This is a genomic window from Herbiconiux daphne (assembly GCF_024979295.1).
Lineage (GTDB): Bacteria > Actinomycetota > Actinomycetes > Actinomycetales > Microbacteriaceae > Herbiconiux > Herbiconiux daphnes.
Window position 1 is genome coordinate 518405 of sequence record NZ_JANLCJ010000004.1, and the last position, 21153, is coordinate 539557.

The 21153-nt window shown below is 71.2% G+C and carries 18 protein-coding genes; 12 read left to right on the forward strand and 6 right to left on the reverse strand.

Going from position 1 to position 21153, the window contains the following annotated elements; genetic code table 11:
* Positions 1-17: 17 nt before the first annotated feature.
* From N1032_RS13640 to N1032_RS13660, 5 genes are read left to right on the forward strand one after another with little or no spacing between them, the layout of a single operon-like run.
* Positions 18-881: a fumarylacetoacetate hydrolase family protein gene (locus tag N1032_RS13640; protein ID WP_259539646.1), complete on the forward strand. Its 864-nt coding sequence runs from the start codon at positions 18-20 to the stop codon at positions 879-881.
* The gene (locus N1032_RS13645) at positions 878-1642 is read left to right on the forward strand and encodes an SDR family NAD(P)-dependent oxidoreductase (RefSeq protein WP_259539647.1); all 765 of its coding nucleotides are present in this window, start codon (positions 878-880) and stop codon (positions 1640-1642) included. Before N1032_RS13640 ends, N1032_RS13645 begins: the two co-directional genes overlap by 4 nt.
* A complete protein-coding gene (locus N1032_RS13650; protein WP_259539648.1) occupies positions 1642-2472 on the forward strand; it encodes a fumarylacetoacetate hydrolase family protein in 831 nt (276 codons plus the stop codon). The genes N1032_RS13645 and N1032_RS13650 overlap by 1 nt, the downstream gene beginning before the upstream one ends.
* Positions 2469-3644: a zinc-binding dehydrogenase gene (locus N1032_RS13655; RefSeq protein WP_259539650.1), complete on the forward strand. Its 1176-nt coding sequence runs from the start codon at positions 2469-2471 to the stop codon at positions 3642-3644. Before N1032_RS13650 ends, N1032_RS13655 begins: the two co-directional genes overlap by 4 nt.
* Before the next feature lie 21 nt (positions 3645-3665).
* The gene (locus N1032_RS13660; RefSeq protein ID WP_259539651.1) at positions 3666-4190 is read left to right on the forward strand and encodes an O-acetyl-ADP-ribose deacetylase; all 525 of its coding nucleotides are present in this window, start codon (positions 3666-3668) and stop codon (positions 4188-4190) included.
* A 279-nt stretch (positions 4191-4469) separates the two neighbouring features.
* On the opposite strand, the gene N1032_RS13665 is transcribed toward N1032_RS13660, so the two are convergent.
* Positions 4470-5933 carry an APC family permease gene (locus tag N1032_RS13665; RefSeq protein WP_259539653.1) on the reverse strand — a complete coding sequence of 488 codons (1464 nt, stop codon included), beginning with the start codon at positions 5931-5933 and terminating at the stop codon, positions 4470-4472.
* A gap of 110 nt (positions 5934-6043) precedes the next feature.
* Between N1032_RS13665 and N1032_RS13670 the strand changes: the two genes are divergently transcribed.
* Positions 6044-6331, forward strand: coding sequence for a hypothetical protein (locus N1032_RS13670; RefSeq protein WP_259539654.1), 288 nt, complete (start codon positions 6044-6046; stop codon positions 6329-6331).
* A 26-nt stretch (positions 6332-6357) separates the two neighbouring features.
* Here N1032_RS13670 and N1032_RS13675 read toward each other — a convergent pair whose 3' ends face one another.
* Positions 6358-6792, reverse strand: a complete 435-nt coding sequence (locus N1032_RS13675; RefSeq protein WP_259539655.1) for a VOC family protein — start codon at positions 6790-6792, stop codon at positions 6358-6360.
* Positions 6793-6895: 103 nt separating this feature from the next.
* Between N1032_RS13675 and N1032_RS13680 the strand changes: the two genes are divergently transcribed.
* Together N1032_RS13680 and N1032_RS13685 are read left to right on the forward strand one after the other, a co-directional pair.
* Entirely contained in the window at positions 6896-7495 is a 600-nt protein-coding gene (locus N1032_RS13680) for a TetR/AcrR family transcriptional regulator (RefSeq protein ID WP_259539656.1), read from the forward strand.
* Between the two features lie 214 nt (positions 7496-7709).
* Positions 7710-9377, forward strand: coding sequence for a thiamine pyrophosphate-binding protein (locus N1032_RS13685; protein WP_259539657.1), 1668 nt, complete (start codon positions 7710-7712; stop codon positions 9375-9377).
* Positions 9378-9430: 53 nt separating this feature from the next.
* Here N1032_RS13685 and N1032_RS13690 read toward each other — a convergent pair whose 3' ends face one another.
* On the reverse strand, positions 9431-10258 hold the full coding sequence (locus N1032_RS13690; protein ID WP_259539658.1) for a helix-turn-helix domain-containing protein: 828 nt from the start codon (positions 10256-10258) through the stop codon (positions 9431-9433).
* Positions 10259-10495: 237 nt separating this feature from the next.
* On the opposite strand from N1032_RS13690, the gene N1032_RS13695 reads away from it, so the two are divergent.
* Entirely contained in the window at positions 10496-11710 is a 1215-nt protein-coding gene (locus N1032_RS13695; RefSeq protein WP_259539659.1) for an MFS transporter, read from the forward strand.
* A gap of 108 nt (positions 11711-11818) precedes the next feature.
* On the opposite strand, the gene N1032_RS13700 is transcribed toward N1032_RS13695, so the two are convergent.
* Entirely contained in the window at positions 11819-13012 is a 1194-nt protein-coding gene (locus tag N1032_RS13700) for a MarP family serine protease (protein ID WP_259539660.1), read from the reverse strand.
* A 396-nt stretch (positions 13013-13408) separates the two neighbouring features.
* Here N1032_RS13700 and N1032_RS13705 point away from each other — a divergent pair, with 396 nt between their 5' ends.
* On the forward strand, positions 13409-13702 hold the full coding sequence (locus N1032_RS13705; protein WP_259539661.1) for a hypothetical protein: 294 nt from the start codon (positions 13409-13411) through the stop codon (positions 13700-13702).
* A 144-nt stretch (positions 13703-13846) separates the two neighbouring features.
* Here the strand turns inward: N1032_RS13705 and N1032_RS13710 are convergent, their stop codons facing one another.
* Positions 13847-14482 carry a TetR/AcrR family transcriptional regulator gene (locus tag N1032_RS13710; RefSeq protein ID WP_259539662.1) on the reverse strand — a complete coding sequence of 212 codons (636 nt, stop codon included), beginning with the start codon at positions 14480-14482 and terminating at the stop codon, positions 13847-13849.
* Between the two features lie 109 nt (positions 14483-14591).
* On the opposite strand from N1032_RS13710, the gene N1032_RS13715 reads away from it, so the two are divergent.
* Together N1032_RS13715 and N1032_RS13720 are read left to right on the forward strand one after the other, a co-directional pair.
* Positions 14592-15083, forward strand: a complete 492-nt coding sequence (locus N1032_RS13715; RefSeq protein ID WP_259539663.1) for a glutathione peroxidase — start codon at positions 14592-14594, stop codon at positions 15081-15083.
* 246 nt (positions 15084-15329) lie between these two features.
* Positions 15330-16133: a putative protein N(5)-glutamine methyltransferase gene (locus tag N1032_RS13720; RefSeq protein WP_259539664.1), complete on the forward strand. Its 804-nt coding sequence runs from the start codon at positions 15330-15332 to the stop codon at positions 16131-16133.
* Positions 16134-16710: 577 nt separating this feature from the next.
* Here N1032_RS13720 and N1032_RS13725 read toward each other — a convergent pair.
* On the reverse strand, positions 16711-21153 hold a 4443-nt coding region (locus N1032_RS13725; RefSeq protein ID WP_259539665.1), incomplete at its 5' end, for a S8 family serine peptidase.

Genomic DNA, 21153 nt, shown 5'->3' on the forward strand with positions numbered 1-21153 from the left:
GACAATGGGAGTCGCCCGTGAAACTCGCCCTGTTCGACGAGCACCGCCTGGGAGTCGTGATCGACGACCGGATCGTCGACGTCACCACCGCGGTGACGTCTCACGAGAACGACGCCGAGACGGCCGGATGGTGGCGGGGACTCTGCCGCGACTGGGCCGCACTCGCGCCGCGGATCGCCGATGCGGCGAAGTCGCGCGACTCGCTGCCGCTCGACGGCGTCACCCTGCAGGCGCCGGTGCTCAACCCGTCGAAGGTCATCGCGGCGGCCAGCAACTACCGCGCCCATGTCGACGAGATGCACCAGGTGCAGGAGCGCACGCTCGGCACGGTGCACCCGTGGATGATGGAGTTCGACGTGTTCCTCAAGGCGCCGTCGTCGATCACCGGGCCCTCCGGGCCCATCGTGCTTCCGCCCGCGGTGCTGGCCGACGGCCACGAGATCCACCACGAGTCCGAGCTCGTCGTGATCATCGGGCGCGGCGGCAAAGACATCCCGGTCGACGAGGCGCTCGAGCGCGTGTTCGGCTACTCGGTCGGGCTCGACATCACCGTGCGCAGCCCCGCCGACCGCTCGCGGCGCAAGAGCTACGACACCTTCAGCCCGATCGGCCCCTGGATCCGCGTCGCCGACGAGGAGTTCGACCCGGGCGCTCTCGACATCCTGCTCACCGTCGACGGCGCCGTGCGCCAGCAGGTGAACACCGCCGACCTGCTGATGAGCGTGCCCGAGATCGTGTCCTACGCCTCGCGCATCATGACCCTCAACCCGGGCGACGTGATCTTCACCGGGGCCCCTCCCGGCGTGGGGCCGATCGAAGCCGGAGAGACGCTCGTCACGACGATCTCGGGCATCGGCACGATGGAGACGATGGTGCGGTGAGCGCCGGACACGCACTCCTGCACGACCGGGTCGTCGTGGTGACCGGGGGGTCGAGCGGAATCGGCCGGGCGATCTGCCTACGCGTCGCCGAGGAGGGCGCGGCCGCGGTCATCGTGGCCGACCTCGACCCCGTGGGCCGCGAGGGCTCGCAGCCGACCGCAGAGATGCTCGGCTCGCTGGGCTTCACCGCGCGATTCGTGCCGACGGATGTCTCGGAACCCGGCGCGTTCGGCGCCGTGGTGGCCGCGGCCGACGAGTTCGGCGGCTGCGACGTGTGGGTCAACGACGCCGGCATAAGCGACCGGGTCGATTTTCTCGAGGTCGACGCGGAGCGCCTGCGCCGGGTGATGTCGGTCAACTTCGAGGGCACGTTCTTCGGCGCCCAGGCCGCGGCGCGCTCGATGATCGCCCACGGCAAACCCGGCACGATCGTGAACATCTCGTCGGTGGGCGGCATGCGCGGTTTCTCGCACGCCTCCACCTACACGGCGTCGAAGGGCGCCGTGCGCGCCTTCACCTACGCCCTGGCCGACGCCGTCGCGCCCTACGGCATCCGGGCCAACGTCGTGCATCCGGGGCAGGTCGACACCGAGATGCTGCGGGTCGAGATGAAGGGCGGCTCGCCCATTCGCATCCCGCTCGGCAGAAAAGGGCAGGCGCACGAGATCGCGAACGCGGTGGTCTACCTGGCCAGCGACCTCTCGAGCTACGTCAGCGGCGAGTCCCTCGTCGTCGACGGCGGATATTCGGCGGTGATCTGATGCGGTACACGAGTTACACCCACGACGGAGTCGACGCGGTCGGCGTGCGGGAGGGCGATTCGATCGTTCCACTCGAGGGCATCTGCGACATCGGCCCGGATGTCTCGGCGCAGGTGCTCGCGCAGGCGCGGCGATTGACCGCCGAAGCCGTGCCCGCCTCGGAGGTGGTGCTGCGGCCGGCCGTCACCCGGCCCGCCAAGATCATCTGCGTGGGCCTCAACTACAAGGCGCACCTCGAGGAGTCGGGCCGCAAGGACTCCGACTACCCGGTGCTGTTCACCAAGTTCGCCCAGAGCCTGATCGGTGCCGCCGACGACATCGTGCTGCCGCCGGAGGCCGGGTTCTTCGACTACGAAGGAGAGCTCGCCGTCGTGATCGGCACCGCGGGCCGCCGCATCGCCGAGTCCGACGCCCTGTCCCACGTGCTGGGGCTCAGCGTCGCGAACGACACCACGGTGCGCGACTACCAGTACCTCACCCACCAGTGGTTGCAGGGCAAGGCCTGGGACGACTCGACACCGCTCGGGCCCGACATCGTCACCCTCGACGAGGCCGACGCGGCATCCGGTCGCATCCGCACCCTGGTGAACGACGTGCTGGTGCAGGACTCCGACCTCTCGCACTTCATCTTCCCCGTGGCCTATCTCGTGTCGACCATCTCGGTGTTCACCGAGCTGTTGCCGGGCGACGTGATCCTCACCGGCACGCCGGGGGGCGTTGGCTACCGGAGCGACCCGCCGCTCGCGCTGGGCGACGGCGACGTCGTCACGGTCGAGATCGGCGGGGTGGGCTCGATCACGAACACCGTGCGGGCCGAGCGTCGCGCATGAGCGACCCGGGCGCGCTGCCCCACGACATGCGGGCGGCCGTGCTGTCGGCCGACGGAGTGGTGCGGGTCGAGCGCATCCCGGTGCCGGTTCCGCGGGCGGGCGAGGCGTTGCTGCGGGTCGAGGCCTGCGGGCTCTGCCACACCGACGTGCACGTGCTGAAGGGCGAGGTGGCGTTTCCGACGCCGTGCGTTCTCGGGCACGAGGTCAGCGGGGTGGTGGTAGCGCTCGAGGGCGACGGCGGCCGCGGCATCCGTGTCGGCGATGGCAACGGTGAGGGCGACGGCGGCCGCGGCATCCGTGTCGGCGACCGGGTCGTGGGCGGGTTCATCATGCCGTGCACCGAATGCGCCGCGTGCCTCGCCGGGCGCGACGACCTGTGTGAGCGCTTCTTCTCGATGAACCGCCTGAAGGGCACGCTCTACGACGGTGAGAGCCGGCTGGCCCGAGCCGACGGCGAGACGCTCGCGATGTATTCGATGGCCGGCATGGCCGAGTACTGCGTGTCGCCGGTCTCGGGGCTCGTTCCGCTGCCCGACGGGCTGCCGTTCGACGCGTCGGCCGTGCTCGGCTGCGCGGCGATGACCGCCTACGGAGCCGTCGCCCGGGCGGCCGAGCTGCGACCCGGCGCGACCGTGGCGGTGGTCGCCACCGGCGGCGTGGGCATGAGCGTCGTGCAGATCGCGCGCGCGCTCGGCGCCGCGCGCGTGATCGCCGTCGACATCGACACCGCGAAACTCGAACTCGCCATGACCCTCGGCGCCACGGATGTCGTCGACTCTCGCGACGCCGACCCGGTCGCGGCGGTGCGGGCGCTCACCGGGGGGCGCGGGGTGGATGTCGCGTTCGAAGCGCTCGGCCGGCCGCAGACCTTCGAGCAGGCCTCGCGCATGCTGGCCGACGGCGGCCGGCTCGTGGCCATCGGCATCGCCGCGGGCGCCGCTACGGCGGCGATCGAGATCACGCCGCTGGTGCGTCGGGGCCAGCAGATCGTGGGGTCGTTCGGGGCGCGCACGAGGGTCGATCTTCCGGCGGTGGTGGGGTTGGCGGCATCCGGAGCCTTCGATCTCGAACGCTCGGTGACCCGCCGCTACGACCTCGACGACGTGGCTCGGGCGTTCGGCGACCTCGCGGCCGGACGCATCCTGGGCCGCGCGGTCGTGCGCATGAGCTGACGCGCGCGTAGGGTCGGCCGCATGACCGCCGACATCACCGTGCAGCGCGCCGACATCACCACGGTGGCGGCCGACGCCATCGTCAACGCCGCCAACAGCTCCCTGCTCGGGGGCGGCGGGGTGGATGGCGCGATCCACCGTCGTGGCGGGCCGGCCATTCTCGAGGAATGCCGCGAGCTGCGGCGCACCCGCTACCCCGACGGCCTGCCCGCCGGTGACGCGGTCGCGACCACGGCGGGCCGGCTGCCCGCGCGGTGGGTCATCCACACGGTCGGACCGGTCTACAGCACCACCGACGACCGCTCGGCCGTGCTCGCGTCGGCCTACCGCCGGTCGCTCGAGGTGGCCGCAGAGCTCGGCGCGGCATCCGTCGTCTTCCCGGCCGTGAGCGCGGGCATCTACGGTTGGCCGGCCGACGACGCGGCCCGCATCGCCGTCGAGACCGTGCGCGCCTCGCCCTTCGCCGGCACCGTCTCGTTCGCCCTCTTCAGCGACCCCATGCTCCGCACCTTCGAGGCGGCCCTCGCCGCCCCCCGCGCCGGCTAGTCCTCCGGCCCGCCCGCCCGCTGGCGCCCCCGCTCGCCCCCGCCCGGCCGCCCCTTGTGCTCGCGCGGCCCGCCCCCGCGGCCGCCGCCCCACCCACCTCGTCGAGAAGTCACTTTTCGGTCTTCGCGAGGGTGTTTTGCACCGAAAAGTGACTTCTCGCGGGAATGGGTCTGCCGCGAAAAGTCACCATCCGTTCTTCGCAAGGGCACTTTGCACCCAAAAGTGACTTCTCGCCTAGGGCACCCCACCTGCGCGACACCAGGGCCGAGCGGGGGCGGGCTACTTGGCGGGGTCGGCGGGGTCTTTGGTGACGGCGGCGAGGGCCTGGGTGTCGAGTTCGGCGGCTCCGTAGCCGCTCTTGCGGCGGTGGAGGTAGGTGATCGCCCAGAGCACGATGCCGAGGACGAGCAGGATGCCGGCGATCGTGTACTGCTCGGCGGGGCGACCCGAGGTCCAGGGCAGCACCAGTGCCAGGCAGGCGACCGCACCGATGATCGGCAGGGCCGTGGGCGTGCGGAAGTGCTTGTGGTCGACCCGTTTCGGGCGCAGCACGAGCACGCACACGTTGACCACCGCGAAGACGGCGAGCAGCAGTAGTGAGGTCGTTCCTCCGAGGAGCACGGCGATCGGGTTCGCCGGGTCGATCGACACGTAGGAGGTGAGGCCGAGTGCGATCGCGGTGGTGAACAGGATGGCGGCCCACGGGGTGCGTCGTCCGGGCAGCACCTTGGAGAGGAACGGCGGCAGCACGCCCTGCTTGCTCATGCCGTAGAGCAGCCGGCTCGCCATCATCATGTTGATGAGGGCCGAGTTGGCCACGGCGAACAGCGAGATGAACGGGATGAGCGCCGAGATCGGGAAGTCGGGCGCCGCCGTCTCGACCACGGTCACGAGCGGGGTGTCGTTGCCGGCCAGTTCGCCGACCGGCACGATCGCCACCGCCACGATCGAGACGATCACGTAGATCACGGCCGTGATGCCGAGGCCCGTGAGCATCACCTTCGGGAAGATCTTCGACGGGTTCTTGGTCTCCTCGGCCATGTTGACCGAGTCTTCGAAGCCGACCATCGCGAAGAACGCGAGCGAGGTGGCGGTCGAGATGGCCAGGAACACGTTCTTGTCGTCGGGGGTCGCGAACGCCACCACCCTCGAGAAGTCGGCCTGGCCGCCGAAGATCGCGAACATGCTGATGAGGATCACGAGCAGCAGGCCCGACAATTCCACGAGAGTGAGCACGACGTTGAGCCCGACGCTCTCGGCCACGCCCCGCAGGTTCACCGCGGCGATCAGGATCATGAACGCCAGCGCGATGACGAGCGCGAGCCCCGGGCCGTCGCCCAGACCGAAGCCGATGGCGAAGTTGCTCGCGAACGCTCCCGCCGCCGCCGACGCGGACGTGATGCCCGACGACATCACGGTGAAGCAGATGAGGAAGGTCACGAAATGGATGCCGAACGCCTTGTGCGCATAAAGCGCGGCACCGGCGGCCTGGGGATATTTCGTGACGAGCTCGAGATAGGAGCACGCCGTGATGGTGGCCACGACGAAGGCGACGATGAACGGCACCCAGGCCGCCCCGCCGACCTCGGCGGCGACCTGCCCGGTGAGCGCGTAGATGCCCGTGCCGAGGATGTCGCCGATGATGAACAGCAGCAGGAGCTTCGGGCCCATCACCTTCTTGAGCTCGGGTTCTGCGCCCGGTTCCGGCTCGGATCTCCCCGTGTCGGGTGTGGTCGTCGTCATGCTCGGTCCCCTCGTCGGTGGGGCCTGGCGCCCCGCGAACATCGGATGTGATCACTACTACGTTCCGACAAGCATGCACCCCGTTCACCTTGAAGCGGCATAATGCCGCTATGGCGAAGAAGACGAAGACCGCGCTGAAAGAGCTGATCAAGGCTCTCGAGAAGCACGTCGAGACGCTCGAAGACCCGAAGAGCAACCGTGGAAAGCGCGACCGGGCGACCGCCCGGGTGCACGCCGCCGCCTTCCACTACGCCTCGGTCATCCACTCCCGCACCGGGGCCGCGAGCCCGTTCGTCGACCTGCCCGACCCGGCACTCGACCAGTCGACGGTGAACTCCCTCAAGGCCGAGAAAGACGCTTTGCAGGCTCGCCGCGAGGCGAAGAAGGCCGCGAGCTGACCTGACCTGCCGCCCGTGCGCTTCAGCTACGGCTGCGGCGTGGGCTCCTGCGGCGTGCCGCCGATGTTGACGAGCCAGTTGATGCCGAACTTGTCGACGAGCATGCCGAAGCTGTCGCCCCAGGGTGCCTTCTCGAGCGGTTGAGCGATGGTGGCGCCGTCGGCCAGCTTGTTCCAGTAGCCGTGCAGTTCGGCCTCGTCGGTGCCGCTCAGCGAGACGCTGATGTTGTTGCCGGGCGTGAAGGGCATGTCGGCAGGGCTGTCGGCGGCCATCAGCACCAGTCCACCCTCGGTGGTGAGCTGCGAGTGCATGATGAGATCGCCCTCGGCAGGGTCGTGGGCCATGCCGAATTCGTTGAACGTGCTGCGCGCCAGCTCGCCTCCGAACACGGACTGATAGAAGTCCATCGCCTCTCTCGCCTGGCCCTTGAAGTTGATGTAGGGGTTCAGATTAGTGGTCATGACGGCACGATAACAGACCATGTGGACGGTGTACACAAGACGTTCCGCGACGTCTCTCGCCCGTGTGTCATCGGCCAAGGTTCGCAGCCTGTAGCGTTGTGCCATGGCTCGCACCCGCCGTTTCGATGAGCAGTCGCTGCTCGACTGCGCCCAGGAGATCTTCTGGGTGCGCGGCTACGACCGCACCTCGATCGAAGAGGTGTCGGCGGCATCCGGGGTCGGCAACGGCAGCATCTATGCGGCCTACGGCAGCAAGCTCGGCCTCTTTCTGGCGGTCTTCGGCCGCTACTGCGACGGACGGGTCGCTCTGGTCGACAACGTCATCCGGTCGCACGAGGGCAGCTTCGAAGAGGCGGTGGCGAACTACCTCGACGAGATCGTGGCCGACTGCACGTCACACGCCGACCGGCGCGGATGCCTCATGGTGAACAGCCTGACCGAGCTCGCGACCCGCTTTCCCGACGTGCTGGCCATCGGCACGCGCGCCGTGTCGCGCATGGACGAGATCGTCGGCGCTCGCGTGGCCTCGGCGGTCGCGGCGGGTGAGCTCGAGCTGGCTCCCGACGAGATCGAGCCGCTCGGTGCGCAGATCGTGCTGGTGTCGCAGGGGCTGATTCAGCTCAGCCGCACGGGGGCGACGCCTGAGCGGTTGCGCTCGATCGCGGCGGCGGCGACCACGCGGGCGGCGGTGCGCGCGGCCTGAGCGGCTCGGCGCACTCGGGCTGGTTTCGGTTCTCGCGGCGTCTTGCAGCGTCTCGCGGTGTCGATCGGCGTCTCTCGGCGTCTCGCCGCATCTCTTCGACGATCGTAGAAGAACACCTCGACACGCGGCGGAACCCTTTCCGCCGTCGAGTGCCTAGCGTCGGAGTGGGCCGGTCCGTGGGGGCCGGCCGGCAGGTCGCAGGAGGAGGCATCCGATGCCGACCGCCGCAGACGCCCTCGTGCGCATCCTCGCCGGCAGTGGCGTGACCCGTGTCTACGGGCAGGGCGGCGACGAGTTCGCCGCCCTGATCGAGGCCGTGCGACGCTCGGGCACGATGACGTACTGGCCCGTGCGGAACGACGCGTCGGCTGCGTCGGCCGCCACCGCCGATGCGCAGCTCACCGGCGAGCTCGCGGTGTGCGTCGGGCACGGGGGCCTCGGAGACGAGACGCTTCTCGACGGGCTCGCCGAGGCGCGGCACTCGCGGGCCCCGGTGGTCGCGGTGGTGATCGTGGGCGTGACCGAGGGGGCCGCGGAGAGCGGCGCGGTGGCCACGGCCGGTCGGGTGGCGGCGGGCGAGCCCGAACGAACGCCGGCGCTCTTCCCTGCCGGAGCATCGAGACCGACGGATGCCGCGAGACCGACGGATGCCGCGAGACCGACGGATGCCGCGAGCCGGCCGTTCGGCGCACCGCCGTCGTTGCTCGACCGCGTGTTCGACGGGGCGCTGCGCGATGGGCGCGCCTTGCCCGAGGCGGTCGCGGCGGCGATGCGGGCCTCGGTCGAGGGCGACGGGCCGACCGTGGTGCCGGTGGCCGCCGGCGTGCTTCGTGCGGTGGCGCCGGCGGGTGCGCAGTCCCCCGCGACCTCGCCCGTGATCGCGAGCCGGCCGATCATCCGGCCGCGCGATGCCGACCTCGACGTGGTCGCGAGCCTGCTGAACACCAGCGACCGGGTGACCGTGCTCGCGGGCGCCGGGGTCGCCGGCGTGCACGCCGAGCTCGTGCGGTTCGCCCGCACGGTGCAGGCGCCGATCGTGCACACCCTGCGGGGCAAGGAGCATGTCGCGTTCGACAACCCGTTCGATGCCGGCATGGTCGGGAGGCTCGGCCTCGGGCCAGGCGACGGCGCCATCGCCGGTGCCGACGTGCTGGTGGTGATCGGCGCCGACTACCCTCTGCTGCTCGATCGAGCGAGCGATGCGACCGTCATCCAGCTCGATCTGCACGGGCGGCAGCTCGGGCGGCGCCACCGCGTCGACATCCCGCTCAGCGGCCGAGCCCTCGACACCCTGCGTGCTCTGCAGCCACGGCTGGTGCCGCGACGCGGCGGTGAGCACCTCGAGCGGTGGGTGGCCCGGGCTCGTCGTGCGGAGGCATCCGTCGATCCGCTCGGCGACCTCGCTCGCGAGCGTGCGGGCAGCGGCCCCGACCTCGTGTTCGCCGTGGCGAGCCGGCTCGCGGAGACCGACGCGGTGTTCGTGGTCGATGCGGCCGCGCTGCTCGAGGGAGCCGCTCGGGCGCTGCGCATGAACGGCGGTCGCCGTCTGCTCGGGGCGTTCGACGACCCGGCGCCGGGGTCGGCGCTCGCGATGGCGGTGGGGGCTCAGGCGGCGCATCCGGATCGGCAGGTGATCGTCTTCGTGCGGAGTGACGGCGGGGCCGCCGTGCGACGCGGGATCGAGGGCATCGGCGCCGCCGGGGTGCCGGTGAAGGTCGTCGTCTTCGGCGACCGGGGGGCGGCGGGTCTGCCGGGCGGGCTCTCGACGCATCCGGTGGGCCGGGCCGAGCAGCTCGTGCCGGCGCTCGAGGCGGCGTTCGACCGGGATGGCGCGGCGGTGGTGGTGGTCGGCGCGGCCGGGCTCGGGCCCCGCGGGTCATAACTCGCCGCGGCGCGGGGCCGCGCGATCTCAGCGCGGTGAAGCGGAGCCGCCGGTCAGAGCGCCCCGGTCGCCGCCCAGAGCCGGATCAGTTTCAGCGTGAGGTGCAGGGTGCTTCGTTTCAGGCCGTCGTCGAGGGCCTCGCGCACGACCTCGGGCATGTTGTCGAGCCGGTAATAGAGGGTGGTGCGATGGATGTGCAGCCGCTCGCACGCCACGCGCGCCTGGCATCCGGCGTCGAGGTAGGTCTCGATGGTCTGCCGCTGCACCGATTCGCCGGCGCGGCAGAGCTCTTCGGCCGCCGGTGAGATGTCGCTGAGCCGCCGCGAATTCGTCGCCACGGCGTGCAGCAGCAGCCAGCCGCCGAGGTCGCTCACGTTCGCCGTCGGCGGCAGCTCGGGCACGGCGGCGGTCAGCTCCGCGGCCACACGAGCCTGTTCGGCGGCGTCGGCGAGGTCGTCGGAGACCGGATCGTGCGAGGCCGACCCGATGGAGAGAAGCGGCATGCGCTGGCGCACCGACTCGTCACGGATCCAGGCGTCGAGGTCGAAGCCGGCCCGGGTGTCGCGCGTCACGAGGTAGAGGAAGCCCTCGTGGTCGCGGATGAAGGTCGTCTGCGTCGGGGTCGCGGCGGCGAGATGCCGACCGAACGCCTGGCGCTGCAGCACGTTGGTGCGGTCGTCGATCAGCACGGCGCGCACGACGGTCTTGACGCCGCGGTCGAGCCAGCGGCGGGAGACCGCCTCGGCGAAGGTCGCGCGGCGCACGGCGACGGCGTCGTCGAGCAGCCGGCTCATCGTGTCGTCGCGGGTGCTACCGCGTGGGAACGCCTCTTCGCGTGCGCCGGCCTGATCCTGGTGTCCGGTGAGTTGATGGAGCGTCATCGTCATCTCCGATTCTCGTCGCGTCACGCCGCTGGTGCGGCGTCTTTCACAGTAGGGAGTCGCGAGTTCGGGAACGTGACCCTGGTGTTGCCAGTCAGAACGGGCACATGACTAGCAGGCGAATTCTTGAACGATGGCTCCATTGAAGCAGAACCGGTGCCGCCAGCGACAGAGGGTGGTAATGACAGGGTCAGGTGGAGTTCGGCGCGACACGGCCTCGTATGAGGAGAATGGACCATGACGCTTCCCCGAACATCCCGCATCCCGGCGGTGCGCCACGGTGTGGGCTTCTGGATCGTGGCCGTCACGTTCCTCATCGTGATGGCCTACTCCACCGTTCCGACTCCTCTCTATCCGCTCTACCAGCAGCGCGACGGCTTCGACTCGTTCGTCGTGACCGTGATCTTCGCGGCCTACGCGGCGGGCGTGATCGTGAGCCTCTATCTCGCCGGGCACGTGAGCGACTGGCTCGGGCGGCGGCGGGTGCTGGTCGTGGCGGTGCTGGTCTCGGCGCTGTCGGCTCTGCTCTTCCTGATCTGGCAAGACGTGCCGGGGCTGATCGTGGCACGGCTGGTCAATGGCGCGAGCATCGGCATCCTGACCGCCACCGCCACCGCGCATCTTTCGGAACTGCGGGCGACTGCGAGGCCCGACGAGAACGCCATCGTGGCGTCGTCGGTCTCGGGAGCCGCCAACATCGGCGGGCTCTCACTCGGGCCGCTGATCGGAGGGCTGTTCGCCGAGTTCCTGCCCGCGCCGCTCATGCTGCCGCACCTGGTGTTCCTGGTGCTGCTGCTGGTGGCGGCGCTCGTGCTGCTCACGGTGCCCGAGACGGTGCAGGCGCCCGACCCGCTACCGCGGTATCGGCCGCAGCGGCTCGCGATTCCGGGGCGGTCGAAGCACTCGTTCGTCGTGGCGGCCTTCGGCGCGTTCTCGGCGTTCGCGCTGCTCGGGCTCTTCACGTCGCTGGCCCCGACGTTTCTCATCTCGACCTTCCGCGCGCCCGATCACCTGCTCGCAGGTGCGACCACGTTCGCGGTGTTCGGCGCCGCCGCGGCCGGGCAGCTGCTGCTGGCGGGGCTCCGGCTGCGGGTGCAGCTGACCATCGCGATCGTGTGCTGCGCCGCCGGGCTGACGGCGGTCGCGGTGGGCGCGGTGCTGCCGCAGCTGGGGGTGTTCCTGGTCGGAGGCATCGCGGCCGGTCTCGGGGTGGGGCTGCTGTTCAAGTCGTCGCTCGCGACGGCGGGAGCGCTGGCCGACCCGGGCCGGCGCGGCGAGACGCTGGCGCTGATGTTCCTCATCGGATACGCCGGGCTCGCCATCCCCGCCCTGCTCGTGGGGGTGGCGCTCACGCTGGCGCCGGCGACCGCGGTGCTGCTCGTGTTCGTGGCGCTGGTGCTCGCGGCGACCGTGCTGGCGGGGGTCGCGATGCGGCGCGAGGCGGGGCGCTGAGGCGGGGGGTGCTGACACGGGCGCGGCGCATCCGTCGTCGCGGTCAGACGCATCCGGTCGCGCGCACGGCCGCGGTCGGGCCGAGCGGGGTGCGGCGGCCCGCCCTCGTCAGGCCGAGCAGGCTCCGGATGCCACGGCGGCGGTCGACCCGGCGGCGCCCACCACCGGGGCGATCTCGTCGAGGGTGAGCGCGTAGCCCGTCTCGCTGTCGATGGTCGAGCGCGCGAACACCACGCCCACGACCTGGCCGCTCTCGTCGAAGAGCGGGCCGCCGGAGTTTCCGGGGCGCACCGTGCCGCGCAGCGAGTAGATCTCGCGCGTCACGTCGTTCTGTTCGTAGATGTCGCGGCCCACGGCATCCAGAACCTCGCGCACGCGGGCCGGCACCACCGTGTAGCCGCCGTTCTCGGGATAACCCGCCACGATCGCCGGCGCCGCTGCCGGCAGTTCGGTGCCGAGCGGAAGGGGTGAGAGCGGCAGGCCGGGAACGGCCAGCACCGCGAGATCGCGGCCGGGATCGAAGACGACGAGCGTGGCCTCGAGCAGCTCGCCCGTGCCGCCGGCCTGCACGAACAGGTCGTCGGAGCCGGCCACGACGTGGGCGTTCGTGAGGATGCGCTCTGGTGCCACGACCCACCCGCTGCCCTCGGCGTCGGATCCGCAGCGGGGCGCCGACGACAGCACGCGCACGACACCGGCCGCGGCGGCGTTCACGGCGTCGGGCACGTTCGGGTCGGGCGGCTGGGCCGACTGGATGGTTTCGGCGCCGAAGGCGAAGACCTGGGGGAATCCGGAATCGCCGAGTGCCGTGTCGATCGTGCCGAGCGCGGTGCTCGCCGGAATGGGCGAGATGGCGTTGAGCGTCGCGACCACCCGCGACGACGACACCACCTGGGTCACGGGCATCAGCCCCGTGCCCTGCAGGAACCCCGCGAGCAGCCACACCACGACGCCCCAGGTGACCAGGCCCAGAACGGCGCCGCCGATGGAGTCGAGGCCGCGGCCGATCGAGATCGAGCCGATCACCTTGCGCAGCAGCCTGGCGATCACCGTCAGGATGCCGACCGCGAGGATCATGCACAGAAGCAGCACGGCCCCCGCCGCGACCGTGCGTTGAACGGGGTTGCTCCAGCCGAATGTGGCGAGCCACTCCACCACCGGGGGAGCGACGAGGGTCGCGATGAGGGCACCGCCGACGATGCCCACGAGGGATGCGGCGGTGACGAGGGCTCCGCGCCGCCAGCCGCCGAGCACGGCGAGCAGGGCGATGACGAGCAGCACGATGTCGACGATGAGTTCCATTGAGCGTCATCGTATGCAGGGTGGCTGGGAGATGTGGGGGGGTGGGGTGGGTGGGGGTGGGGTGGGAGAGGAAGGGATGCGGGGTAGGGCCCGGGTGGGACGGGTGCGGTGGGCGGGTGGGCGAGTTGGGAAGGGCAAGGACGGATGCGGGGTGAGGGCGCGGGCAAGAAAGGTGCGTTGAGCAGGTGGGCGAGTTGGGAAAAGCAAGGACCGGATGCCAGGCGGTGGCGCGGTGGGACGGGTGCGGTGAGCAGGGGTGCGAGTCGAAGAGGGGGCCGGGGACGGGGTGTTGCTGGCATCCGGGGGCGGGCGTTTGCTGGGGAAGGGGCGGGTGCGATTCGGCATCCGTGGCCTCCGCGCGGGGCTGCCGCGACGGACGACGTCGAAGGAGACATCATGAGTGACCAGACGGATGCCGGCGTGGCCGGTGAACCATTCGACCAGACCAACGGGTTGGTGGCCGGACTCGACGGCGACGACGGTGGCGCCGTGGACGACGACACCGACGGCCTCGACTCCCCCTCGGGCCTGGGCGACGGGCGCGACGGCGACGGGGTCGCAGCGGCCGGCGGGGTGCTGGGCGCGGCGTTCAACGGGTTGGCCAATCCGGATTCCGCCGAGCGGGGCGGGCTGACCGAATCCGACACCGACGAGGCCACCACCCGTTACAGCGAAGAGGGCAAGCCCTAGCGCCTCGCACTCCCCCGCGCCCTCGCGCCCTCGGCGCCCGTCGCGGTCGCGCAAAGGGCTCCACGAGTCCCCCTATGCAGCACTTTCTGCGACCGCGGGGGTCGCGGGTGGCTCGCGGCAGCCGTCGCGGTCGCGGAAAGGGCTCTATCGGGGCGGTTCGGGAGCGTTTAGTGCGACCGGGGGGTCGAGGTGGGCGCTCAGCGCGGCGCGACCGAGGGCGGTGACGGCGCGGGCGACGGTGGTGGGGGAGTCGAGGTAGCCGCCGACCGCGGCACCGTCGCGCAACACCATGAGTTCGGCGGCGGCGGCGGGAGCCTCACGCTCGCTCACGCCGAAGTCGCGCGCGACCCGCGCGAATTGCTCGGTCTGCCAAGTGCGGTGGCGGGCGACGATGCGGCGCACCGGATGCTCGGGGTCGGCATACTCCGCTGCGGCGTTGATGAAGGGGCAGCCGCGGTAGCCCGGTTCTGCGCCCGCAGCGGAGAGGGCCTGGAGGGCGAGGCGGAAGCCGGCATCCGGGTCGTTCTCGGCCGTGTCGCGCACCTGCTCGAAGAAGCCGCGTTCGAGGGCGGCGCGCTGCTCGAGGTATGCGACCATGAGGTCGTCTTTCGACGGGAAGTGGCGGTAGAACGTGACCTTCGTGATGCCGACCCGGGCGATGATCTTCTCGGCGCTCACGGCACGGAAGCCCTCGGCATAGAAGAGCTGCGAGGCGGCGGCCAGGATGCGGTCGCGCATCGGCGCGGCGTCGGGTGCCGTCTCGGTCGCGGTCTCGGTCATCTCACGGGTTCCCGTCTCGTGTTCGGCTCGGGGTCGGGCGTAGAGTTACCGGTAAGTCTACCTCCGGGCGCCGCAACAGGGCGGTGCTCCCCGTTCGAAGGATTCATCCGTGACCGAATCGCTCAACGACATCCCGCTCACCACCATCGACGGCGCGCCCGCCACCCTCGCCGACTACGCCCCGGTGAAGCTCATCGTCAACGTGGCCTCGCGCTGCGGCCTCGCCCCGCAGTACGAGAAGCTCGAAGAACTGCAGAAGACCTACGGCGACCGCGGATTCACGGTGCTCGGCTTTCCGAGCAACCAGTTCTTGCAGGAGCTGAGCGACGCCGACAAGATCAAGGAATACTGTTCCACCACGTGGGGCGTGACCTTCCCGATGTTCGACAAGGTGAAGGTGAACGGCAAGTCGGCGCATCCGCTCTACTCCGAGCTGACGAAGACTCCGGATGCCTCGGGCAAGGCCGGGCGCGTCAAGTGGAACTTCGAGAAGTTCGTCATCACGCCCGACGGCGAGGTGCACCGGTTCCGCCCGACCGTCGAGCCCGATGCGCCCGAGATCGTCGCGCTGATCGAGTCGTCGCTGCCGGCGCAGAGCTGAGCGCGGGGGGCGTTGCGGAGGGCTTCGGCGGCGACGCTGGCTCGGGCCAGCGCGGGGGCGCCGAGCGGGCGGGCCCGCGGATGCCCGGATGCTGAGCTTGCAGGCGCGGGCGGGCCGAGCGGGCGGGCGCGAGTCCGTGGGCATCGAGCGTCCAGGCTCGGGGGCGCCGAGCGTCTAGGCGCGGGCGCGCCGGGCGGGCGGGCGGGCGCACGCGGGCACGGCCCAGGTGCGTAGAGTGGCGGTCGCATGAGTGAGATCGAAGACTTCCCGGCCGTCGACGCGGTCGTCGCGCGCCTGCGAGCAGCCGGATGCGTGTTCGCTGAAGACGAGGCCGCCGTGCTGTTCGCGTCGGCCGCCACGCCCGCGGCGCTGGAGAGCATGGTCACGAGGCGCGTCGAGGGGCTTCCACTCGAGCACATCGTGGGCTGGACGGAGTTCGCCGGCCAGCGCATCGCCGTCGACCCGGGCGTGTTCGTGCCCCGGCGACGCACCGAGTTCCTCGTGCAGAACGCGCTCGAGCTCGCCCGGCCCGGCGCCGTGGTGCTCGACCTCTGCTGCGGATCGGGAGCCGTCGGCGCCGCCCTCGCCGCGGCATCCGTCGGTCTGTGGCCCGACGAACCCCTCGACGTGTATGCCGCCGACATCGATCCGGCGGCCGTGCGCAGCGCGCGCCGCAACATCCCGTCGCCCGGGCACGTCTTCGAGGGCGACCTCTACGATGCGCTGCCGGCGAGTCTCCGCGGTCGCGTCGACATCCTCGTCGTCAACGCCCCCTACGTGCCGACCGAGGCGATCGCGACCATGCCGCCCGAGGCCCGCCTGCACGAGGCGCGGGTCGCCCTCGACGGCGGTGGCGACGGACTCGACGTGCAACGGCGGGTGACCACGGATGCCGCCACATGGCTCTCCCCCGACGGACACCTCCTCATCGAGACCAGCGAACACCAGGCGCCGCTGACCGCGGCGCTCTTCGCGGCGGCCGGCCTCCTCCCCCGCATCGAGCACTCCGACGACCTCGACGGCACCGTCGTCGTCGGCTCCCGCGACTGACGGCTCCGCCCGCCGCCGCGGCTGTCCCCCGCCCCTCCGTCCTGCGCTCCCGGAGGCCGTCCGGCGCGCCACGCCACCTCCGGAGGCCGCCGCGGCCTCCCGAATGAGGAACGGCCTCCCGAGCGCGAACAGCACGTCCTCACCTGATTCGCGGGAGGCCAGCGGGCGTTTGGGGCCCAGCGGGAGGCCGCTGCGGCCTCCCGAACGGGGAAGGGCCTCCCGACCGCGGAGGGCGGGCCGAGGAGGCGAGTCGAGGTGAGGCCGGTGAGGCGGCGGGTCAGCTGCCCTTGTAGGGGGACTTGATCATTTCGACCAGGGCGGCGATGGCGAGCACGCCGCCGACGAGCGTGATCAATCCGACGATGCCGAGCAGAATCTCTGCCATGAGCGCCTCCCGTTCCGTGAGTCTGGTGATGTCGAGTCGCGTCAAGGCTATCAAGAGCGCAGCCCCGCCCGCCCACGCGAAAGCGGGGTGCCCCACCCGAATGGACACCCCGCTCCGCCCGCGGCCGGCGTCACCCACCAGACGCCGGCCGCGAACTGCGGCCGAGAACAGCCGGCCGCGAATCACCCGCCGCTAGGCGCGGCTCCGACGACGGCGCACCAGCATGGTCAGCACCCCACCGACCAGCAGCACCACCGCGGCGATCACGCCGAACGCGGCTCCCGAGCCCGTCGACGCCATGGCGTCAGAGGCTCCCGCGGCATCCGAGGCACCCTCACCGGGGTCTCCGGCACCAGGCCCACCCGCACCAGGCCCACCGGTTCCGGGGTCACCCGCACCAGGCCCACCGGTCCCGGGCTCGCCCGTTCCCGGCCCACCGGCGTCGGCCACCGGCTGCAGCATCGCCAGGTTCACGGGCAGGGCGTAGATGACCCGCTCCTCCGACGTGTGCTTGTCGGGCGAGAGCGTCTCGTACTTCGCGCGGGTCCAGATCGCCTTGTCCTCCTCCACCGGCAGCGTGATGTCGATCACGGGGCCGGGTTCGGTGACGAGGTCGTGCGGGGTCGCCTGCCAATAGAACTGGCCGTCGCGGAAGGTGCGACCGAAGCCCGCCGTGAAGTCGAACCCGTGGCTCCAGGCCGCATAGCGGTTGCTGAAGGTCATCGAGACCGGCTTGCCCGCCTCGGCCACCGCCGGGTCGTCGCGGAACGTGACCCACCAGTCCTGCGTGATCTTCGGCTGCTCGGCGCACCGGGCCGAACCGGTGTTCTGGTAGCTGGTGAGCACGTTGTCGTCGGGGTCGAGCACCTCGACATAGGCCGCACCGGTCATGTCGAAGGTCGTGGTGATCACGTCCTTGTTGATGTCGATCGCCGAGAACACCACCGGGCCGCTGCAGAGTTTGTACCTCAGTCGCACGTAGAAGTAGTTGCCGGTCGGGTTCACGTAAGTGAAGTCGGCCAGGTTCTCGTCGGCGGGGTTCTGCACCACCGTCACCGCGCTCGGCGCCTTCGTCTCGACCGTGAACGTCTGCTGCACCTGCTGCTCCCCGACCCCGTCGGCGTTCACCACCCGGGCGACCACCGTGTAGACCCCCGGCGTCGCGTCGACGGTCGACGACCGCACGGTCTCCGAGGTGAACCCGGGCATGCTCTCGCCGTGCAGGCTCTCGTCGAGGATCACTCCCCCGGCCCCGCTGATGGTGACCTGGATGTCGCCGGCCCCCACGAAGGTCGTGTCGGCACTCACCTTCGCGACCCCGTCGGCACCGTATTCGATCGACGCGAGCGTGTTGAAGAGCACGAGCGGCACCACGTGCATCGGCGCCGAGACCGACGTGCCCCCGCTCGTGAGGGTGACGGTGTAGTCGCCCAGCGCGAGGTCGTCCGGCAGCCGGTAGGCCCGATCGGCGCGGCCCGCACTGCTGCCCGCACCGGCGAGCGCGATGCCGGTGTCCGCTCCCGCGGCATCCGTCACCACGATCGTGTACGGCTCACCGGGCACGATGCCCGTCGCGTGCAGGACGACATCCGACCCGGGCTGCACCCACTCGCGGTCGAGCCCGAGGGCGAGAGCGTCCACCGGGGGCGGCGTGGCGCCCGGGGTCGTGACGGTGACGTTCGTGCTGTTGCCGGTGTCGCCGAATCCGACGCGACCGAAGTAGACGGCCCCCGGTTCGAGGCCCGACCACGACGCGGTGACGGATGCCGGCTCGCCGAGCGTCGTCTGCAGCGTCTGCGGTGTCGCCGTGAAGGCGCCCGCGGTCGACGACGAGCCGAGCAGGAAGTCGGTCAGCGTGTAGGAGAGGTCGCCTGCGCTGCCCGAGCCGTAGGTCTCGACTTCGAGCAGGTAGCGGCCCGCCGGCAGGTCGCGGGCGTCGAGCGTCTCGTCGGCGCTCGGCGTCGCGGCGGAGGAGTTCGGATGCACCGACCCGAAGGTGTCGTACTCCGACAGGTAGAGGTCGAAGTCGGCGGTGTCGTCGGCCGCGTCGAGGGCGAACCTCGCGAAGCTCGTGCCCTCCGGCACGTCGACCAGGTAACGGTCGCGAGCGGCGGGCACGCCGTCGACCGGTTCCGTGCCGGTGCCGTGCAGCACGTCACCCTTCGCGAGTCCGGTCGTGGTGATGGCGAGCTCACGGGTGGCGCCGACCGAGACCGGGATCTCGACCGATCCGTCGGTGCCCGACCCCGCGACCTCGTGCGGAACCGAGAGCGAGATCGGCCGCACCGCGAGCGGCGTGGTGACCGTCTCGGCGCCGTCGCTCCAGATCAACTGTCCGGTCGCGAACTCGTCGAGGGGGGCGTCCTTCTGGGTGAACGTCACCGTGTAGTCGAGCGTCTGCCCGGCCTCGGTGAAGTCGAGGGTCGACGGCGAGACGACCACGTCGACACCCGGCAGTTCGACGGGGGCGGCGGTGAAGCTTCCCGCCCGGGTCGAGGTGACGGTGCGCGTGATGGTCTCGGTGCCGGCCAGCGCTCCCACGCTGATCGACGCGAGGTTGAGCTCGGAGGGGTCGATCGTCTGCGCGCCCAGGTCGAGACCGGTGACGCCCTGGATGTAGCCGTACCAGTCGTCGACGCCGTTCAGGAACAGCATCCCGGGGTCGAAGTAGCGGGTGGGGTCGACCTGGCCGGCGCCCTGGGCGAACGGGTCGGTGATCGGCGCGCCGGAGGCGTCGACCGTGTCGTACGACGTGGTCATCATCGCCGACTTGATCTCGGCCGGCGAGGCATCCGGATGCTCGCCCAGATAGAGCGCGGCGAGACCGGCCACGTGGGGCGATGCCATCGACGTGCCCGAGAGCAGGGCGTACTGGCCGGGCTGGTCGGCGGCGCTCGCGTAGGCGGCGAGGATGGCCACACCGGGAGCCGCGACATCCGGTTTCAGGATGTCGCCGCCGTCGGCGAGGATCGGTCCGCGCGACGAGAAGCCCGCGACCTGAGGGGTCGGCGGCGAGGGCAGCGAGGCCGTGTTGCCGTCTTCGAGCGTGATGGTCGCGCCCGCCGTGACGGCGTAGGCGTGCAGCGTGTCGGCCGCGGGCGAGTCGATGTGCACGGTCGGCACCGAGTGGGTGTCGAGGTCGATGGAGTCGGGGTGCGTGTTGACGAGCACCATGCCGATGCCGCCCGCGCGGGCCACCTCGGCCGACTTGGCGACGCGGTCGTAGACGCCGCGGTCGCAGAGAACGATCGCTCCGTCGACGAGGGCCGGGTCGAGCGAGTCGGGGGCGCACAGGCCCGGGTCGGCGGCACCGGCGATGGCGACCGCCGTCGCGTCGACGAACCGGCCGGTCACGGGCTGGTCTTCGGGAACGCCGATCGACCCGCCGAGCAGCGCCTGGCCGTCGCCGAGACGCACGGTGGCCTCATAGGAGGGGATCGTGGATGCCGCGACGGTGGTGATCCAGGGCGACGCGTTGTCGGCGGTCGATGCGGTCGGGCCGTCGTTGCCGGCCGAGGCCGCCACGAAGACGCCGGCGGTGGCGGCGTTGAGGAAGGCCTCGTCGGTGAGCGAGATGGTGGTCTGGGCCGAGCCGCCGCCGATGGAGTAGTTGATCACGTCGACGCCGTCGGCCACCGCCGCGTCGATCGCGGCGAGCAGGTCGCCGGTCTGGCAGCCGTCGTAGTCGTGGGTCTCGCCGGTCCAGCACGCCTTGTACATGGCGAGCTTGGCGCCGGGAACGACACCCGAGATGCGACCGAGGTCACGGCCGGCGACGGATGCCGCGACATCCGCGTCGCCCGCCGCCGTGCTCGAGGTGTGAGACCCGTGGCCGCTGCCGTCGCGCGGCGACAGGTATTCGCCGCGGTCGCGGTTGATGGCGTCGGCTCCGTAGGCGTCGACGAAGTAGCGTGCCGCGATCAGCTTGGTGGAGCAGTCGTCGGCCGTGAACTGCTCGCCGGTCTCGCACTCGCCGTGGAAGGTCGTGCCGTCGGCCTTGTCGAACACGATCGTGTCGCCGTCGAGGTAGGGGTCGCCCGCGGCGTCGGCACCGGTGCCGAGCGGCTGGCCGGCGAACGACGCGTTCTCGGGGGCGATGCCGCTGTCGATGACGCCGACCACGATGCCCTCGCCCGCGACGTCGACGCCGCCGGTCTGGGCCCACACGCCGTCGTCGCCCGAGAGGCCGAGGAAGTCGGTCGACGGGGTGGCCTGCAGGTGCAGGAGCTCGTCGGGAACCACCCGCGCGACCCGCGGGTCGGCGGCGAGCGCCTGAGCCTGCTCGGCGGTGAGCGCGCTCGAGAACCCGTTGGTGGTGATGGTGTAGGAGGTCGTGATGTCGGCGTCGACCGAGGCGGCGACCTGGGTCTGCTGGTCTTTCAGGTAGGTCGAGTAGTCGGCGACCCGGGCGGAGGTGAAGTCGAGCTCGTCGCCCGGGGCGGGCTGGGTGGCGTCGAACGTGGCGAGGCCGCCGCGGTAGCCGGCCACCGCGTCGCTCTTGAGGGTGACGATGTAGCGGCCGTCGGTGAAGGGGGTGGGGGTGTCAGCTGTGGCGGCGGCGCCGGGGGTGCCGGCAGCGGCGGCGGCCGGGATGCCGGCGGGCGCGGCGGCGGCGGGCGCGGCAGTGAGCAGGCC

Excerpts from the sequence above, each read along its gene's own strand:
- N1032_RS13650 (WP_259539648.1), top strand. The coding sequence starts at position 1,642 with ATGCGGTACACGAGTTACACCCACGACGGAGTCGACGCGGTCGGCGTG.
- N1032_RS13655 (WP_259539650.1), top strand. The coding sequence starts at position 2,469 with ATGAGCGACCCGGGCGCGCTGCCCCACGACATGCGGGCGGCCGTGCTG.
- N1032_RS13660 (WP_259539651.1), top strand. The coding sequence starts at position 3,666 with ATGACCGCCGACATCACCGTGCAGCGCGCCGACATCACCACGGTGGCG.
- N1032_RS13665 (WP_259539653.1), bottom strand. The coding sequence starts at position 5,933 with ATGACGACGACCACACCCGACACGGGGAGATCCGAGCCGGAACCGGGC.
- N1032_RS13670 (WP_259539654.1), top strand. The coding sequence starts at position 6,044 with ATGGCGAAGAAGACGAAGACCGCGCTGAAAGAGCTGATCAAGGCTCTC.
- N1032_RS13675 (WP_259539655.1), bottom strand. The coding sequence starts at position 6,792 with ATGACCACTAATCTGAACCCCTACATCAACTTCAAGGGCCAGGCGAGA.
- N1032_RS13680 (WP_259539656.1), top strand. The coding sequence starts at position 6,896 with ATGGCTCGCACCCGCCGTTTCGATGAGCAGTCGCTGCTCGACTGCGCC.
- N1032_RS13685 (WP_259539657.1), top strand. The coding sequence starts at position 7,710 with ATGCCGACCGCCGCAGACGCCCTCGTGCGCATCCTCGCCGGCAGTGGC.
- N1032_RS13690 (WP_259539658.1), bottom strand. The coding sequence starts at position 10,258 with ATGACGCTCCATCAACTCACCGGACACCAGGATCAGGCCGGCGCACGC.
- N1032_RS13695 (WP_259539659.1), top strand. The coding sequence starts at position 10,496 with ATGACGCTTCCCCGAACATCCCGCATCCCGGCGGTGCGCCACGGTGTG.
- N1032_RS13700 (WP_259539660.1), bottom strand. The coding sequence starts at position 13,012 with ATGGAACTCATCGTCGACATCGTGCTGCTCGTCATCGCCCTGCTCGCC.
- N1032_RS13705 (WP_259539661.1), top strand. The coding sequence starts at position 13,409 with ATGAGTGACCAGACGGATGCCGGCGTGGCCGGTGAACCATTCGACCAG.
- N1032_RS13710 (WP_259539662.1), bottom strand. The coding sequence starts at position 14,482 with ATGACCGAGACCGCGACCGAGACGGCACCCGACGCCGCGCCGATGCGC.
- N1032_RS13720 (WP_259539664.1), top strand. The coding sequence starts at position 15,330 with ATGAGTGAGATCGAAGACTTCCCGGCCGTCGACGCGGTCGTCGCGCGC.